This is a genomic window from Lysobacter sp. P5_B12 (assembly GCF_056400425.1).
The window spans coordinates 180392-196617 of record NZ_JBFULG010000005.1 but is presented as its reverse complement, the minus strand read 5'-3'; the positions used below and the strand labels follow the sequence as shown (position 1 = coordinate 196617).

The 16226-nt window shown below is 66.0% G+C and carries 13 protein-coding genes and 1 tRNA gene; 8 read left to right on the top strand and 6 right to left on the bottom strand.

Annotation, left to right across the window (positions count from 1 at the left end; genetic code table 11):
- Positions 1-48: 48 nt before the first annotated feature.
- Both AC1DOM_RS10245 and AC1DOM_RS10240 read left to right on the top strand, forming a co-directional pair.
- On the top strand, positions 49-2319 hold the full coding sequence (locus tag AC1DOM_RS10245) for an NADP-dependent malic enzyme (RefSeq protein WP_498962882.1): 2271 nt from the start codon (positions 49-51) through the stop codon (positions 2317-2319).
- Positions 2320-2357: 38 nt separating this feature from the next.
- Complete coding sequence (locus tag AC1DOM_RS10240) at positions 2358-5006, top strand: glycosyltransferase (RefSeq protein WP_498962880.1); 2649 nt, start codon at positions 2358-2360, stop codon at positions 5004-5006.
- 1 nt (position 5007) lies between these two features.
- Here the strand turns inward: AC1DOM_RS10240 and AC1DOM_RS10235 are convergent, their stop codons facing one another.
- On the bottom strand, positions 5008-5979 hold the full coding sequence (locus AC1DOM_RS10235) for a glycosyltransferase (RefSeq protein ID WP_498962878.1): 972 nt from the start codon (positions 5977-5979) through the stop codon (positions 5008-5010).
- Positions 5980-6358: 379 nt separating this feature from the next.
- Between AC1DOM_RS10235 and AC1DOM_RS10230 the strand changes: the two genes are divergently transcribed.
- Positions 6359-7030: a glycosyltransferase family 2 protein gene (locus tag AC1DOM_RS10230; RefSeq protein WP_498962876.1), complete on the top strand. Its 672-nt coding sequence runs from the start codon at positions 6359-6361 to the stop codon at positions 7028-7030.
- On the opposite strand, the gene AC1DOM_RS10225 is transcribed toward AC1DOM_RS10230, so the two are convergent.
- Positions 7023-7994: a glycosyltransferase gene (locus tag AC1DOM_RS10225; RefSeq protein WP_498962874.1), complete on the bottom strand. Its 972-nt coding sequence runs from the start codon at positions 7992-7994 to the stop codon at positions 7023-7025. The two genes, AC1DOM_RS10230 and AC1DOM_RS10225, sit on opposite strands and share 8 nt — an antisense overlap.
- 117 nt (positions 7995-8111) lie before the next feature.
- Here AC1DOM_RS10225 and aceE point away from each other — a divergent pair, with 117 nt between their 5' ends.
- From aceE to AC1DOM_RS10210, 3 genes are all read left to right on the top strand, one after another.
- Complete coding sequence (aceE, locus tag AC1DOM_RS10220; protein ID WP_498962872.1) at positions 8112-10799, top strand: pyruvate dehydrogenase (acetyl-transferring), homodimeric type; 2688 nt, start codon at positions 8112-8114, stop codon at positions 10797-10799.
- A 191-nt stretch (positions 10800-10990) separates the two neighbouring features.
- Positions 10991-11323, top strand: coding sequence for a hypothetical protein (locus AC1DOM_RS10215; RefSeq protein ID WP_498962870.1), 333 nt, complete (start codon positions 10991-10993; stop codon positions 11321-11323).
- Positions 11324-11474: 151 nt separating this feature from the next.
- Positions 11475-11954 carry a hypothetical protein gene (locus AC1DOM_RS10210; RefSeq protein WP_498962867.1) on the top strand — a complete coding sequence of 160 codons (480 nt, stop codon included), beginning with the start codon at positions 11475-11477 and terminating at the stop codon, positions 11952-11954.
- 85 nt (positions 11955-12039) lie between these two features.
- On the opposite strand, the gene AC1DOM_RS10205 is transcribed toward AC1DOM_RS10210, so the two are convergent.
- From AC1DOM_RS10205 to AC1DOM_RS10195, 3 genes are all read right to left on the bottom strand, one after another.
- A tRNA-Ala gene (locus AC1DOM_RS10205) sits at positions 12040-12113 on the bottom strand.
- Positions 12114-12357: 244 nt separating this feature from the next.
- Positions 12358-12789: a hypothetical protein gene (locus AC1DOM_RS10200; protein WP_498962865.1), complete on the bottom strand. Its 432-nt coding sequence runs from the start codon at positions 12787-12789 to the stop codon at positions 12358-12360.
- Positions 12790-12817: 28 nt separating this feature from the next.
- Positions 12818-13990: a hypothetical protein gene (locus AC1DOM_RS10195; RefSeq protein WP_498962862.1), complete on the bottom strand. Its 1173-nt coding sequence runs from the start codon at positions 13988-13990 to the stop codon at positions 12818-12820.
- A gap of 121 nt (positions 13991-14111) precedes the next feature.
- Between AC1DOM_RS10195 and AC1DOM_RS10190 the strand changes: the two genes are divergently transcribed.
- Both AC1DOM_RS10190 and AC1DOM_RS10185 read left to right on the top strand, forming a co-directional pair.
- The gene (locus AC1DOM_RS10190) at positions 14112-14900 is read left to right on the top strand and encodes a hypothetical protein (protein ID WP_498962860.1); all 789 of its coding nucleotides are present in this window, start codon (positions 14112-14114) and stop codon (positions 14898-14900) included.
- A 111-nt stretch (positions 14901-15011) separates the two neighbouring features.
- Positions 15012-15437 (top strand): hypothetical protein, encoded by a 426-nt coding sequence (locus AC1DOM_RS10185; protein WP_498962858.1) that lies wholly within the window; start codon positions 15012-15014, stop codon positions 15435-15437.
- Between the two features lies 1 nt (position 15438).
- Here the strand turns inward: AC1DOM_RS10185 and AC1DOM_RS10180 are convergent, their stop codons facing one another.
- A complete protein-coding gene (locus AC1DOM_RS10180) occupies positions 15439-16212 on the bottom strand; it encodes an SHOCT domain-containing protein (RefSeq protein ID WP_498962856.1) in 774 nt (257 codons plus the stop codon).
- Positions 16213-16226 lie beyond the last annotated feature (14 nt).

Here is a 16226-nt window from a genome sequence, read left to right as displayed (position 1 = left end):
CCTGCCCGGTGGGTAGAATCGACGACCCCACCCCGCGCCACGGCCAGCATGTCCGACGATCTCAAGCAATCCGCGCTCGACTATCACCGCATGGAGCCGCGCGGGAAGATCAAGGTCGTCCCCACCAAGCCGATGGTGACCCAGCGCGACCTCTCGCTGGCCTATTCGCCCGGCGTGGCCTACGCCTGCGAAGCGATCGTCGAAGATCCCAACGCGGCCAGCGCCATGACCGCGCGCGGCAACCTCGTCGCGGTGATCACCAACGGCACCGCCGTGTTGGGCCTGGGCGACATCGGCCCGCTCGCCGGCAAGCCGGTGATGGAAGGCAAGGGCGTGCTGTTCCAGAAGTTCGCGGGCATCGACGTGTTCGACATCGAGGTCGACGAGCGCGACCCCGACAAGCTGGTCGACATCATCGCCTCGCTGGAACCGACCTTCGGCGGCATCAACCTGGAAGACATCAAGGCGCCGGAGTGCTTCATCGTCGAGCGCAAGTTGCGCGAGCGGATGAACATCCCGGTCTTCCACGACGACCAGCACGGCACCGCGATCATCGTCGGCGCCGCGGTGCTCAACGCGCTGGAGATCGTCGGCAAGAAGATTTCCGAAGTGAAGCTCGCCACCGCCGGCGCGGGCGCCGCGGGCATCGCGTGCCTGGACATGCTGGTCGCGCTGGGCATGAAGCCGGAAAACATCCTGGCCTACGATCGCGAAGGCGTGCTGTATACCGGCCGCGGCCACATGGACCCGGACAAGCAGCGTTACGCGCGCGACACCGACAAGCGCACGCTCGCCGACATCCTCGACGGTGCCGACGTGTTCCTCGGCCTGTCGGCCGGCGGCATCCTCAAGCCGGAGATGGTCGCCACGATGGCGCAGCGCCCGATCATCCTCGCGCTCGCCAATCCGAACCCGGAAATCCTGCCGGAAGAGGCCAAGCGCGTGCGGCCCGACGCGATCATCGCCACGGGCCGTTCGGACTATCCGAACCAGGTCAACAACGCACTGTGCTTCCCCTACATCTTCCGCGGCGCGCTCGACGTGGGCGCCACGGAAATCAACGAGGCGATGAAGCTGGCCTGCGTGCGCGCCATCGCCGCGCTCGCGCGCCGCGAAGCCTCCGACCTCGCTGCCGCCTACGGTGGCGACGTGCCGTGCTTCGGGCCCGAGTACATCATTCCGCGCCCGTTCGATCCGCGCCTGCTGGTGATGCTCGCGCCCGCCGTGGCCAGGGCCGCGATGGATTCGGGCATCGCCACGCGCCCGATCCTCGACTTCGCCGCCTACGAAGAAAAGCTCGGCCAGTTCATCTACCGCACCGGCCTGTTGATGAAGCCGGTGTACGACCGCGCGCGCAGCGACAAGCAGCGCGTGGTGTATGCCGAAGGCGAAGAAGAAACGGTGCTGCGCGCCGTGCAGACGGTGATCGATGAAGGCATGGCCACGCCGATCCTGATCGGCCGCCCCGACGTCATCGAAACCCGCATCGATCGCCTCGGCCTGCGCATGCGCCCGGGGGTCGATTTCGAACTGACCAACATCAACGACGACCCGCGCTTCAACGACTACTGGCACCAGTACCACGCGCTGACCGAACGCCGCGGCGTCACGCCGGCGGCGGCGAAGAACCTGATGCGTTCGCGTCCGACGCTGATCGGCGCGCTGATGGTCGAGCGCGGCGAAGCCGACGCGATGATCTGCGGCCTGGTAGGCCGCTACCACAAGAAGCTGGGCTACCTGCGCAGCGTGTTCGACCTCGACCCCGGCGTAACCAGCACTTCGGCGATGACGGGCGTCATCAACGAGCAAGGCGTGTGGTTCTTCCTGGACACGCACGTGCAGCTGGATCCCACGGCCGAGCAGATCGCCGAGAGCACGCTGCAGGCGAGCTTCCGCCTGAAGCTGTTCGGCATCGAACCGAAGGTCGCGCTGCTCTCGCATTCGAACTTCGGCAGCCACGACGACGCCAGCGCGCGCAAGATGCGCCAGGTGCGCGAGATCCTGAAGGCGCGCGTGCCCAAGCTCGAAGTCGACGGCGAAATGATGGGCGACACCGCGTGGGACGAAGACCTGCGCCTGCGCATCATGCCCAACACCACGCTCAAGGGCCGCGCCAACCTGTACGTGATGCCGAACCTGGATTCGGCGAACATCACCTACAACATGGTCCGCGTGATGACCGACGGCGTGGCGATCGGCCCGATCCTGATGGGCATCGACCAGCCGGCGCACATCCTCACGCCTGCCAGCACGCCGCGCCGCGTGGTCAACATGACCGCCATCGCCGCCGTGGAATCGCAGATCCGCAAGGCGCGCTGAACCGGCCGCCCGAGTACGACCGCAGGACGCACCTTTCGATGGCCGATTTCCCGACCGCGACGATCCTCGTCATCGCCTACAAGATGGAGGCGATGATCGCCGAGGCGATCCGCTCCGCGCTGGCGCAGACGATCCCGTGCGAGATCATCGTCTCCGACGATTGCTCGCCCGACGGCACGCTCGCGGCCGCGCAAAAGGCGCTCGAAGGTTACAGCGGGCCGCATCGCGTGACCGTGCGCAGCACGCCGCGCAACCTCGGCTTGTGCGCGCACCTGACGGAGCTTGCGGGCATCGCGACCGGCGAGGTGCTCGTCTTCCAGGCCGGCGACGATGTCTCGTATCCGCAGCGCGTGCATCGGCTGCTCTCGACCTTCACCGCGCACCCCGATGCGCAGATCGTCGGCTCGCTCGTGGACGACATCGACGCGCGCGGCAAGCAGATCGACGTCGCGGTGCGTGGCACGCCGTTCGAAGTCGACCAGCGATGGCTGCTGCGCCGGGGCAAGCTCGCCGCGGTGCTCGGTGCCTCGATGGCGATCCGCCGCACGCTGCTGACCGACTTCCCGCCGATGGAAGGGATGGTCGAAGACAACATGCTCACCCTGCGCGCGGTCCTCGCTGGGCGGTGCTTCTGCGTGCAGCAATCCCTGATCGGGTATCGCCGGCACGATGCGAACCTCGGCGATTGGGTGTTCGATCGCAGCGCCAACGATGCAGCGACGTACGAGCGCCGCAATCGCCGCGTGCTCGCGATGTATCGCGAGATCGCCGCCGACCAGCGCAAGTGCGTGGCCGCGCGCCCCGACCTTCCGGAAGACAAGCGCGCCACGGGCCTGCAACTGGCTGACATGTACGCCCTGGAAGCGGACATGCGCGAAGCGGTACTCGACCAGCCGCGGCATCGCTGGCTGGCGCCGCTCTGGCGCGGGCTGATGCATCCGGGCTTGCGTCGCAAGAGCCTGGAGCGCGCGGTGAAGCTCGTGCTGCCGCGCAGCACCTTCGGGCAAGGCGCGATCGCCGAACGCGCAGGCGGACACTTCAAGACCTGGAACCGGCGCCGCCTGGACCAACGCCGCATCCGCAACGCCGATCGCCGCGGCGAAGGCGCCGATTACACGCAGTGGGTCGCGCAGTTCGACACGATCGACGACGGCAAGCGCGCCGCGCTCGTCGAACGCGCGAAGCGCTTGCCGCCGATGCCCATCGCCATCGTGATGCCGGTGTACAACCCGTCGCCGGCGTGGCTCGCCGAGGCGATCGATTCTGTGATTGCGCAAGCCTGGCCGCATTGGGAACTGTGCATCGCCGACGATCTGTCGACCGATCCCGAAGTCGTCGCGACGCTTGATGCCTACGCAGCGCGCGACAAGCGCATCCGCGTCGTGCATCGCACCGTCAACGGGCACATTTCGGCCGCGTCGAATTCCGGCCTGGAGGTCGTGACCGCACCGTGGGTGACGCTCCTGGACCACGACGACCTGCTGCCGGAACACGCGCTGCTGTGCGTCGCCGAAGCGGTGGCCGCGCATCCCGACGCCGGGCTGGTCTATTCGGACGAAGACAAGGTCGACGACGCGAACCGCCGTCGCGAAGCCTTCTTCAAGCCCGACTGGAACCCGGACCTGGCGCGCGCCTACAACATGGTGTCGCACTTCGGCGCGTACCGCACCGCGCTGCTGCGCGAGGTCGGCGGTTTCCGCGTCGGTTACGAAGGCGCGCAGGACTACGACCTGATGCTGCGCTGCGTGGATCGCCTCGCGCCGACGCAGATCGTGCACATCCCTCGCGTGCTGTATCACTGGCGCATCCACGAGGCGAGTACGTCGGCAGGCAACGCGGTGAAACCGTATGCGCTCGAAGCCGGCCGCCGCGCGATCCTCGAACACCTCGCGCGCAACGGCCTCTCGGGCCAGGTCCATCCGCATCCGACCGGGCACTACGACGTCGATTACACGCCGCCGTCGCCCTTGCCGAAGGTGACGGTGGTGATCGCCGATCCGGGCGATGCGAACCTGCTGGCCGCGTGCCACGAAGCCGTGCAACGCACCGGTTATCCGATGCTCGACGTGCGCGTCGCGCCGTCCACGCCGGCTGCGCTCAACGCTGCCGTCCGCGAGGGCGCGGGCGACATCCTCGTCTTCATCGACGGCCGTTGCGTGCCCGAAGACGACGCGTGGTTGTTGCGCACCGTCACCTGGGCCGCGCGTCCGAACGGTGGCGCGATCGGCGGCAAGTTGTTCGACGCGCAGCGCCACGTCATCGGCAACGGCGTGCTGATCAATGTCGATGGCGTGTGGTCGGCGATGGACGGCGGCGCGCGCGCCGATGGCGACGGTTACGCAGGTCGCGCGAAGCTGCCGCAGAACCTCACGGCGCTGATGCACGGCCTGGTCGCCGTGCCGCGCAAGGTGTTCACCGACGCGGGTGGGTTGGAGGAAACCTATTCGACGCTCAGCGGCGCGATGCTCGATCTCACGCTGCGCATCGGCCGCACCGGCCTGCGCCACACGTGGGTGCCGTCGTTGCGGATGCGCGTGGCGTCGCCGGGCAAGGCTTTCGATGCGGACGACGCCGACAACCGCAAGCTCGAAGCAGCGTTCGCACTATCGAAGATGCAGGACCCGGCCTACAACCCGAACCTGGGCAACAAGTCCAAGCGCTACTGGTACGCGCACCCGCCGCGCTGAATCAACCGCCGAACAGCGAAGTCGTGAGCTTGGGTTCGCGGCGCGCGCGATTGGCCTTGCGACGGAAGCGCGCGTAGAAACGCACGGCGCGCAACCAGGAGAAGCCACCGTTCCACGGCGGCACGGAGGCGCGGTCGCGCCACGTGAGTTTCAGCAGGCCGCGGAAATCGTTGTCCAGGCCGGTGCGCAGGGCCTTGTGCCAATCGCGCGCCTGCGTGGCGACGGTCCAGTTGGTGTCGCCGATCGCACCCATCATGTAGGACAACTGTTCGAGCCACTTGCGGTTGCGCGAAGGCGCGCCGACCGGTGTCGGCCGCAGCTTGCCCGACGCATCCTTGCCCAGCGGCGACGCCGCATCGTCGTGGCGGCGGAACTGCACGAGCGGTTGGTCGACGTAAGCCACGCCATTACCGCTCGCCGCACAAAGCGCGAGCCACCAGTCGTGATAGAGCTTTTCGGGGAAGGGCCGCGCCTTGTCGAACACGCGGCGCCGCACCAGCATCGCGTGGCCCGACGCCGTGTTCTGGAAGGCGTAACGCAAGGCATCGTGCCCGGCGTGCATCGCACCGAGGTCGTCGGAGATGCGGCGATTGAGCGGGCGGCCACCTTCGTCGATGTACGCCGAATCGCAATACGCCATGTCGGCATCGCCGATCGCCTCGGCGAGGATCGCGAGCTTGCGCGGATGCCAGATGTCGTCCTGGTCGCACGGCGCGATCAACGGCGAGGTGCACATCGCCATGCATTTTTCGAACGAGCGCAGGTGGCCCATGTTCGTCTTGTTCTCATGCAACTGGATGCGCGCATCGCGGCGCGCGTACCAGCGCAGGATTTCGCGCGAGCGGTCGGTCGAGCAATCGTCGACGACGATGATCTCCAGCGCGACATCCCGCTGCGCGAGCAGCGAGTCCAGCTGCGCAGGCAACCACCGCTCGCCGTTGTAGACGCACAGCGCGACAGAGACGCGCGGCAAATGCGATGCAACCGGTGCCGTTTCGACCGGGAGCAGCCTGGGCTCCGGCCGACGACGAGCTGACGATGCGCTTCCTGGCGACATGAGGGCCTGGGTACTTCCTGGGCAGGTAAGTGAAAGGTTACGTGGACTTGCCTTACGGATCGGACACGGATGGTGAGAAATGCGACACGGCGTTCAGCTTTCACTTATTCGACGCCGGCTGGAACCGCTTTCCCATTGGCCTCGGGGGCAGATGGCTACGGACCCGGACACGCCCAATCCGCGTGTTTGCAACGGAACGTCCCGCTTTTCTCCATTTGGAGAATTTTCTCGTCGATTGAGGAGCAGCTTCCGAATAGCGTCGCTCGCACCCTCCTCATCAGTACGCGGCAACCCGATGGCCATCACATTCCAGGGCGAGGACGCTGCGCCGGAGCGCCCGATTGCGCGTGAAGTCGCGATCGTCATCGTCGACCGCGCCGGCCTGTCGGGCCTGCAGCAATGCCTCCATCACGTGCGTGCAAGGACCGACCACGCGCCTTTCGATGTCGTCGTCGCGTCCACGCGCGCGCCGCCGCTGCGCAACGCGCTGTTCACCGGCGTGCGTTGGGCGAGTGCAGCGCATGCGGGCATCGCCGATGCATGCAATCGCGCGGTGGATGCGAGCGCCAACGAGATCGTGGTGCTCGTCGACAGCCGATGCCAGGGATTCGATGCGCGGTGGTTGACCGAACTGACATCGCATGCGCGAGAAGAAGGCGTCGGCCTCGTCGCACCGCAGCGCAACGACGACAGCGGCGACGCGATCGCGTGGGGCTGCATCGGCGTGCGACGCTCTGTGTTCCTGCGCGACAGCGGTTTCGATCCGTCCTACCGCGACCTCGATTGCGCGACGGCCGACCTCGCATTGCGCATCGGCTTGCACGGCCTCAAGCACCGCGCGTTGCCGTCGGTGCCGGTGCGCCTCATCGAACCCTCGACCATCGCGCGATTGCTCGGCCGCCACCGGCAACGCATCGAGCGCGATCGCCTGAACGCCGCGTGGCAAATCCCCGTCGGGCTTACTTGAACAAGGGCCCGTAGAACGAGCGCTCGCGCTTGGCCCGCAAGACCTTGTTGGCCACGCGGATGAAATAACGCGCCGCCGCGATCATCCGCGGCGCCGCCTGCGGTGGTACCGATCGACGATCGCGCCACACCGCCTTCGCCAGCGGCCAGGTCTTTCCGTCTTCCGCGGCCAGCATCGCGAACAACCAGCGCGCCGCCAGCGTCTTCGGAAACCACTCGGCATACCCGAGTTGTTCGAACACATACGCCTGCTGCGCAAGCCACCGCTTGTTGTGCGACGACGAGCGCTTGCGACGCACGCCCGCAGCGACGTTCTTGCCGGCCGGCGATGCGGCATCGGCATGGCGCCGGAAACGCACGAGCGGTTCGTCGACGTACACCACGCCACTGCCGGACGCAGCGCGCAGCGCCAACCACCAATCGTGGTACAGCAGGCTCGGGAACGGCCGCGCGCTTTCGAACACATCGCGCCGCACCAGCAACGCATGGCCCGAGACCGTGTTGCCGAAGGCGAAGCGCAACGCATCGCCGCCCGACAACATCACGTTCAGATCCTGCGACAGGCGCCGGCCGAGCGAGCGCCCGTCGCCATCGATGTACGCCGAATCGCAATACACCAGGTCCGCGTCGCGCAGGTTCTTCGCGAGCGTCGCGAGCTTGCGCGGCTCCCACACATCGTCCTGGTCGCAGGGCGCGATCAGCGGCATCGTGCACAGCGCCATGCACTTCTCGAACGAACGCACATGGCCGAGGTTGGTCTCGTTGAACTCCACGCGAATGCGCGGATCGCGCGCGGCGTATTCGCGCAGGATCGCGAGCGAGCCGTCGCTGGAGACATCGTCCAGCGCCACCACCTCGAGCAACACATGTTCCTGCGCCAGCACCGAATCAAGCTGCTCGCGCAGCCACCGCGCCCCGTTGTGGACACACAGGGCGACGGAAACGCGGGGCAGGACGATGTTCATGGCGGCGATCCTACGGGGTCGGCGTTGCCGCCGGTTAGTTTCACCGGAAAGCGAAAAGTGGCATCCACGGGCCCGCTGCTAGAATCCCGACTCTAACCGCACCCGTTTCGAACCCCCATGAATTGGCTCAACGATCTGCTCCTCAACGACCCGGACCCTTCCGAGACCCGTGAATGGGTCGAGGCGCTCAAGGCGGTCATCGACAACGACGGCCCCGAACGCGCGCACCAGTTGCTCGACAACATGGTCGAGCTCACCCGCCGCGCGGGCGCGCACCTGCCCTTCGCGCCGACCACCGAATACATCAACACCATCCCGCCTGCGCTGGAGGCCAAGTCGCCCGGCGACGCGGCGATGGAATGGCGCATCCGTTCGATCATCCGCTGGAACGCACTGGCGATGGTCGTGCGCGCCAACCGCAAGCCCGGCGACCTCGGCGGCCATATCGCCTCCTTCGCCTCCGCGGCGACGCTGTACGACGTGGGCTTCAACCACTTCTGGCGCGGCCCGAGCGCCGAGCACCCCGGCGATTTGCTCTACATCCAGGGCCACAGCTCCCCGGGCATCTACGCGCGCAGCTTCCTGGAAGGCCGCATCACCGAATCGCAGCTCGACAACTTCCGCATGGAAGTCGACGGCCGCGGCATCTCCTCGTATCCGCACCCCTGGCTGATGCCCGACTACTGGCAGACGCCGACGGTCAGCATGGGCCTGGGCCCGATCTCGGCGATCTACCAGGCGCGCTTCTGGAAGTACCTCGAAGGCCGCGGCCTGATGCCGAAGACCGACCGCAAGGTGTGGTGCTTCCTCGGCGACGGCGAGACGGATGAGCCCGAATCGCTCGGCGCGATCTCCGTCGCCGGCCGCGAAGGCCTCGACAACCTGGTCTTCGTCATCAACTGCAACCTGCAGCGCCTGGACGGCCCGGTGCGCGGCAACGGCAAGATCATCCAGGAACTCGAAGGCGGCTTCCGCGGCGCCGGCTGGAACGTGATCAAGCTCATCTGGGGCAGCTACTGGGATCCGCTCCTGGCGCGCGACACCAATGGCGTGCTCAAGAAGCTGATGATGGAAACCGTCGACGGCGAGTACCAGAACTGCAAGGCCTTCGGCGGCGCGTACACGCGCGAGCATTTCTTCGGCAAGTACCCGGAGACCAAGGCGATGGTCGCCAACCTCTCCGACGACGACATCTGGCGCCTCAACCGCGGCGGCCACGATCCCCACAAGGTCTACGCGGCCTACGACCAGGCCACCAAGACCAAGGGCATGCCGACCGTCATCCTCGCCAAGACGGTGAAGGGTTACGGCATGGGCGCGGCAGGCGAAGCGCTCAACCCCACGCACCAGACCAAGAAGCTCGACGACGAAGCCGTGCGCATCTTCCGCGACCGCTTCAACATCCCGGTCACCGACGACCAGCTGAAGGACAGCGCCGTGCCGTTCTTCCACCCGGGCGAGAAGTCGCCGGAAGTGGAATACCTGCAGGAACGTCGCCGCGCGCTCGGCGGCCACTTGCCGCAGCGTCGTCGCAAGGCCACGCAGTCGCTGACCGCGCCCAAGCTCGAAGTCTTCGACCGTTTGCTGAAGAGCAGCGGCGACCGCGAAATCAGCACGACGATGGCCTTCGTGCAGAGCCTGTCGATCATCCTGCGCGACAAGGAAGTGGGCCCGCGCTGCGTGCCGCTCGTCGCGGATGAAGCGCGCACCTTCGGCATGGAAGGCATGTTCCGCCAGTTGGGCATCTACGCCCCGCACGGGCAGAAGTACAAGCCGGTCGACCGCGACCAGCTGATGTACTACCGCGAGGATTCCGCCGGCCAGGTGCTGGAGGAAGGCATCACCGAGTGCGGCGCGTTCTCCAGCTGGCTGGCCGCGGCCACCAGCTACAGCACCAACGATCTGCAGATGGTGCCGTTCTACATTTACTACTCGATGTTCGGCTTCCAGCGCATCGGCGACAGCGCGTGGCAGGCGGCGGACATGCGCGCGCGCGGCTTCCTCCTCGGCGCCACCGCCGGCCGCACCACGCTCAACGGCGAAGGCCTGCAGCACGAAGACGGCCACAGCCAGGTCTTCGCGAGCGTCATCCCGAACTGCAAGAGCTACGACCCGACCTTCGGTTACGAAGTGGCGGTGATCCTGCAGCACGGCATGAAGCGCATGATGGAAGAACAGCGCGACGAGTATTTCTATCTCACGCTGATGAACGAAAACTATGCCCACCCCGACATGCCTGCCGGCGCCGAAGACGGCATCATCAAGGGCATGTACCTGCTGCGCGACGCCGGCAAGCCGAAGAAGGGCGAGCAGCGCGTGCAGTTGATGGGCAGCGGCACCATCCTGCGCGAAGCGATCGCGGCGGCGGAACTGCTCGACAAGGATTTCGGCGTGACCGCCGACATCTGGAGCTGCCCGAGCTTCAACGAACTCGCGCGCGATGGCTTCGACGTCGAGCGGTGGAATCGACTGCATCCGGAAGACAAGCCGCGCAAGGCGTATGTCACGGAAATGCTGGAAGGCCGCCAGGGCCCGGCGATCGCGGCGACGGATTACATCCGCGCGTTCGCGGAGCAGATCCGTGGGTTCGTGCCGACGCATTACACCGTGCTCGGCACCGACGGCTTTGGTCGTTCGGATACGCGCGCGAATTTGCGTCGCCACTTCGAAGTGGATCGCTTTTACATCGCACACGCGGCGATTGCGGCGCTTGCGGCGGAAGGCAAGATGGCCGGGAAGGACGTGGCGCGCGCGATCAAGTTGTACAAGATCGATGTGGAGCGGGGGAATCCGCTGCACGCGTAAATCGCGTTGACATCAACGCGCATTCGCTCAAGGATGCGCGTGCGAGACAAGCGCTTCGGCCGCAAGGCCTGTGAGCTACTGTCAAAAGGGCCAGCCGGAAGGTTGGCCCTTTCTCGTTTCTGGCCCCCGCAACGAAGATCTGCATAATCGCCCCGGGGCCGCCGCATCTCGCGGCGAGGGGAGAAGGGCGCATGCTGGCCATGCTGGTCGTTCTGTTCGTATTCGTGTTGGTGCTCGTCGTGCCGGTGATGATCGGCGCGCGGATGGTGGGCGCGGAGAAGACGGGGTTCGGGTCCGCGGTGCTCGCGGTGTTCTGCCTGGCCGTGCTGGCCGTGATCATCCAGAAGTTGGGCGTCGGGCCGCTCGTGGGCTTCATCGCATCGGCGGTCCTCGGCGCAGGGCTGCTGGCGCTCATCCTCGGAACGACGTTCTGGCGCGGCATGGCGGTATCGGTGCTCACCGCCGTTTTGCAGATAGGCATTTTCTTGGTCGCCGCCGGAGGCATTGCGGCGATGGCGAGTTGAGTTGATCTTGGACGCGTCTTGCGAAGCGTGGGCCGGCTGAAGGGCCGATTGAGCTACCAGGGAGGCCAGCCGAAAGGTTGGCCTCTTCTGGATTCGGCCCAAATGCATAATCGCCTCTACGTGCCACGTCGAGTACGTTGGGGAGAGCGATATGCACGGTAAGGGTTGCCTGTTCGCGCTCTTGATAGTCGCCGCAACAGCCAACGCGAGCGATCCGCCCGCCACATCCGCCCCGCCTCCGTCATTCACCGGCGAGTGGCACGTCGCTTGGTGCAACGAAGCTGAGCCCACACGAGATTGCGGTGGATTCACTGCCACGTTGGTGCAGGACGGCGAACGCATCTCGGGCGCCGGCTTCGGTGCAACCATCGGGTTGGGACGCCTGGACGAATGCGGCGCCATCGAAGGCATCGCCGTCGACGACAAGGCCTATCTGCTGGTCCGCAGTGCACGCATGGGCACCGTCTTTCTCGTGGATGCACGACGCGTGGATGACGGGCTTTCGTGGAAGGTCCGAGAGACTGTGTTCGAAGGCCAGGATGGAGACCGCGACGTCGTCGAGCACGACGCGGTGCTGAAGCGAATCTCCGGGGACACATCGGGGATTGAAGCGTGCAAGGAGCCGCGCTGAGCGCTAGGTCTCGATAGAACGAAAAGGGCGCCGTAGGCGCCCTCCCAAGGTCGCTATCCCTGTTGTTTGTGGCCTTTCACAGGAGTGACCCGGACAGGACTCGAACCCGCAACCTCCAAACTGCGATGTTTGTGCTCTATCCACTTGAGCTACCGGGCCCCTGACCACGGGGCCTAATGTACGCATCGAGAAGCGCACAAAACGGCTTGAAAACCGCATCAAGCCGCGTCTCTGCTTTCGCGAGAAATTGAACCATCGAAGAGGTAACGAATTCCGCAAAAGGCGTTCGCTTGACATTCCAAGTCGATCGTTCAAACATGTGCCTACTGCGATGTTTGTGCGACGGCCGCAAGGCCGCCGTGAGCTACCCAAGAGGCCAACCGAAAGGTTGGCCTCTTCTCGTTTATGCCGCCGCAGGCGCCTTCGTCATCGCCCGACACACGTAATAAAACGCCAGCGCACTCAACGCCCCGATCGGCGCGAACACCAGCAGGATCTCCACCCAATCGCCCCACGTATCGCCCTGGTCGCCCCAAGGCGCACCTGGCAACGCGAGCAACGACACCGGGATCATCGCGACCAGAGCGCCCACCAACATCATCGTCCACGCGCGGAACTTCTGCTTCGCGAACAACCACGCGACGGCCGGCAGCCCCAGCAACGCGAGGTGCACCAACGCGATGCCGAACGTCAGCGCGGCCACGTACCCAAGCCACGTGATCCAACCGTCTTCCTCGCGGAAAAACAACATCAGCGAACACACAGCGAGTGTCGGCACTGCGGCCGCCGCGAGCGTGGCCAGCACGAGCGCGAGTGCGCGTGGTTTCTGTTGCATGGTCCGGCCCCTTGGTTAAGCAAACACGTTATCGCGTGACCGACATCCTGCCATCGGCGCCGCGCTGGATCTTCCATCCGTCGTCCAGCTTCAGCGTCATTTTATCCGGCACGGGCCACGGCACGTAGGCCGCGTTCCAATCCTTGACGATGCGCAGCGGCGCGCCTTCCACCCGGACCGTGCCCCAGTCGCTCGTCAGCGTGATCTTGTCGTAGACCTGCGAGCCGTCGGGCATCGGCGTGACGCGGTTGGGGTCGAAGTCGAGCTGGATCTTCGCCAGCGGCAGGAGCAGGCCGTTGGCTTCCGACGTGCGTTGTGTCGCCTCGTCGATGATCCGCTTGAGACGCGTGGCGCGGTCGGCTTCCTCTTGCGCGATCGCGACGCCGTCGTAGACGCCCGGCATCGGCTTGCGCGAGGTCTTGATCGGGATCAGGTCGGGCAGGTCGGCGTCGGGCGTCTTCGCGATCGTCGTCTTCCAATTCGGCGCGAGCGCATCGAGCAACAAGCCCCACGCCGGACCACTCACATACGCGAAGCTGCGCGCGTACGACGGCCGGTCGTTGCCGTGTTTCAGACTGTCGATGGCGAGCGTATTCGCATCGCCCGACAACACCGTGCCCGTATATTCGGCCAGGCCTTCGTGGCGCATCTGCGCGCGTTCGTCGTTGCGCGCGGTGGCGTCGGACAGGCGCTGCTGGCGGAAGGCGAGGGCTTGCGCGACATGCCGCTTGCGTTCCGAACCGGTGGTCGCGAGCGCACGTTCGAGCGCCTTCCACTCCAGGCGCATCGACACGCGCGCCTGCTCCGATTCCAGATGCGCGGCGACCGCCATGTTCTCCGGAAAACCGAGCGCCGCCTGCTGCACGTGGAAGGACTCGTGATACACGAGGCGACGCAAGGCCGCATCGCCGTCTGGCAAAGGCGCGAGCAACATCACCCACTTGCGGCCGCCCCAATCGACGGAGGTATTCGCGCGCGTCGAAGGGAAGGGCGCAGACGAAGGGGTGATGCTCGTCCAGATGATCGTCCCGTCCTGGGCAACTAGGACCACCGGCGCGCAGAGCGAGACATTCCAGACCGTGCGACCCGCGGTGTCGCAATGCGCGACGTAATCCTCGAGGGCAGGCGGCGCGGTGCTCTCCACCGCGAGCGAAACAGCCGGCACGAGCGCCAGCAAGGACAGCCACTTCGCGATCGCCATGGGGGCATTCCGGATGGGCACGGGCCGATTGTGCGACAGATTGGCCCCTTTCTCGTTCCAGCCCCCGCCACGCACGTGGCGATACACTCGACGTTCCCCCGTCGACACGCGCCCCCATCACATGCCGCGTCTCCGTTTCCTCCAGGCCATCGCCACCCTCGCGATCGCCTGCGCCGCGCTTCCCGCACTCGCCGCCGACCCCACGCAATCGCTCCGCGACACCGGCGACGCCGCACACCTCTTCGCCTATCGCCCCAAGCCCGGCATGGAGTCGCAATTCGACGCCGGCTACAAGCGCCATCTCGACTGGCATCGCACGCACGACGATCCGCTCGTCTGGTACGGCTGGTACGTGACGCACGGGCCGCGGATGGGGATGTTCATCGACGGCACCTTCGGTGCGCCCTTCGCGGCGCTCGACAATCGCGTCGCGCCGGCTGAAGACGGCAAGGACGCCGACCGCACCTTCCTCCCCTACGGTGATCCCACCGAGCGCACCGTGTTCCGCGTACGTCGCGACCTCAGCAACGGCACGCCACTCGAACAGTGGCAACCCACGCGCATGGTGCAGGTCTACACCTACAAGGTGCGCATCGGCCGCAGCGAGCGCTTCGAAAAAATCGTCAAACGCATGCGCGCCGCGCTCGACACCACGAAACCCAAGTCGTCGTTCACCTGGTACGAAGGCATCGGCGGCACGCCGACGCCGGGTTACATGCTGATGGTCGCGCGCGATGGCTGGGCGAGTTTCGACGAAGGCCGCGGCGGACTCGAAGGCGTGCTCGCATGGGTGGAAGACCCGACGGTTCGGCAGCAATTGCTGGAAGGGTATGCCGCGTCGGTGGAAGACGTGCAGTCGGAGATCTGGAGTTACCGCAGCGACCTGAGTCTGATTCCGCAAATCCCGTGACCGCTCCACCCATCGGACCAAGGCACGAAACATTGCACCGCAACACGTTTCCCACCAGCCGGCCCGTTATGCTCCGCGGAGGGGTCAGTCACCAGTTTCGGAGACAGGGGCATGCGGCGCCGCCGTAAGAAGAACCGTGGATTGCGTTGGACGCTCGCGCTCGTCGTCGTGGCTGCGCTGGGGTATGTCGGCCTGCAGTACTGGAAAGGCCACCTGCCGATCAAACCGGAGAGTCAGTCGACGCCGGCGCCCGCCGTGAGCACCGTCGTGCAACCCGTGCCCTTGCCGCCGCCGACACCGGCCACCGTCGCGAAGGCCGCCACGCCGACGTCGACCTTCATGGCCGAAGCCGAATCCCGCGACGCCGCCGCCCGCGCCGTGCGCGAACAAACCCTCAAGATCCAGCAGAAACTCCGCCAGGACAACCGCGCCCGCGCACAGGCGGCCGAGCGCCCCGCGGAAAACGAACGCTGCATCAACGGCCAGCGCATGAAGCGCGTGGACAATGGATGGGTGCAGGCCGGCGGGGATTGCTGAGTCAGAGCTCGCCGACGATCCGCTGCTTTTCGCGCTCGTAGGTCTCGGCATCGATCAGGTTCTGATCGAACATCGCCTTCAGGCGCTCGAGCCGCTCTTCGACCGTGCCCTTGGCCACCGACGCGAGGGACGGCTTTCCTTCCAGCGCCAGCTTGATGTCGGGCGTGGCGAACACCCGGTCGAAGATGGTCTGGTAAAGCTGCGCATAACGCTGCTTGAAAGACATCCAATGGTGGTCGTCGGTCGGCATCAACTCCGTGCCGCCGAAGTCCTTCTGCGCCATCAGGTGCTTCTGCCCGTCGTAGACCGAAACCGTCACGTCGTAGAGGAACGATGGCTTGAAGCCGCCGAAGTCGTAATGCCAATCGCGCATGTCGAGCACGAAGACGAGCCCGCCGGCCGTGGGCTCGATCGACTGGATGGCATCACCCACCGCCGTCCCCTTGCGCGCGACCACGTAGGACGCCGCATACCCCGCGTTCTGGAAACCCACGCGCAAACGCTGCCCGAGATACGCGGACATCGCCGTGTGGTCGTTCGTCTCGCGCGCCACCGGAATCCCGTAAAGCTCGCGGGAGACGCCTTCGAAGGTTTCCTTCTTGTCGCCGCTCAACACATCGGCGCGGTTTTCCAGGACCAGGATGGTCGCGGCCTGCCCGGCGGTGGAAGGCGCGGGCACGCGCATCGCGGTGGACTCGGCGGTGAACTTCTTCGCGTGCGCCGTCGGCACAAGCGCGAACAGACAAAAAACGACGGCAAACAATCCCCTGGACATGCGCTCCCCTTTGC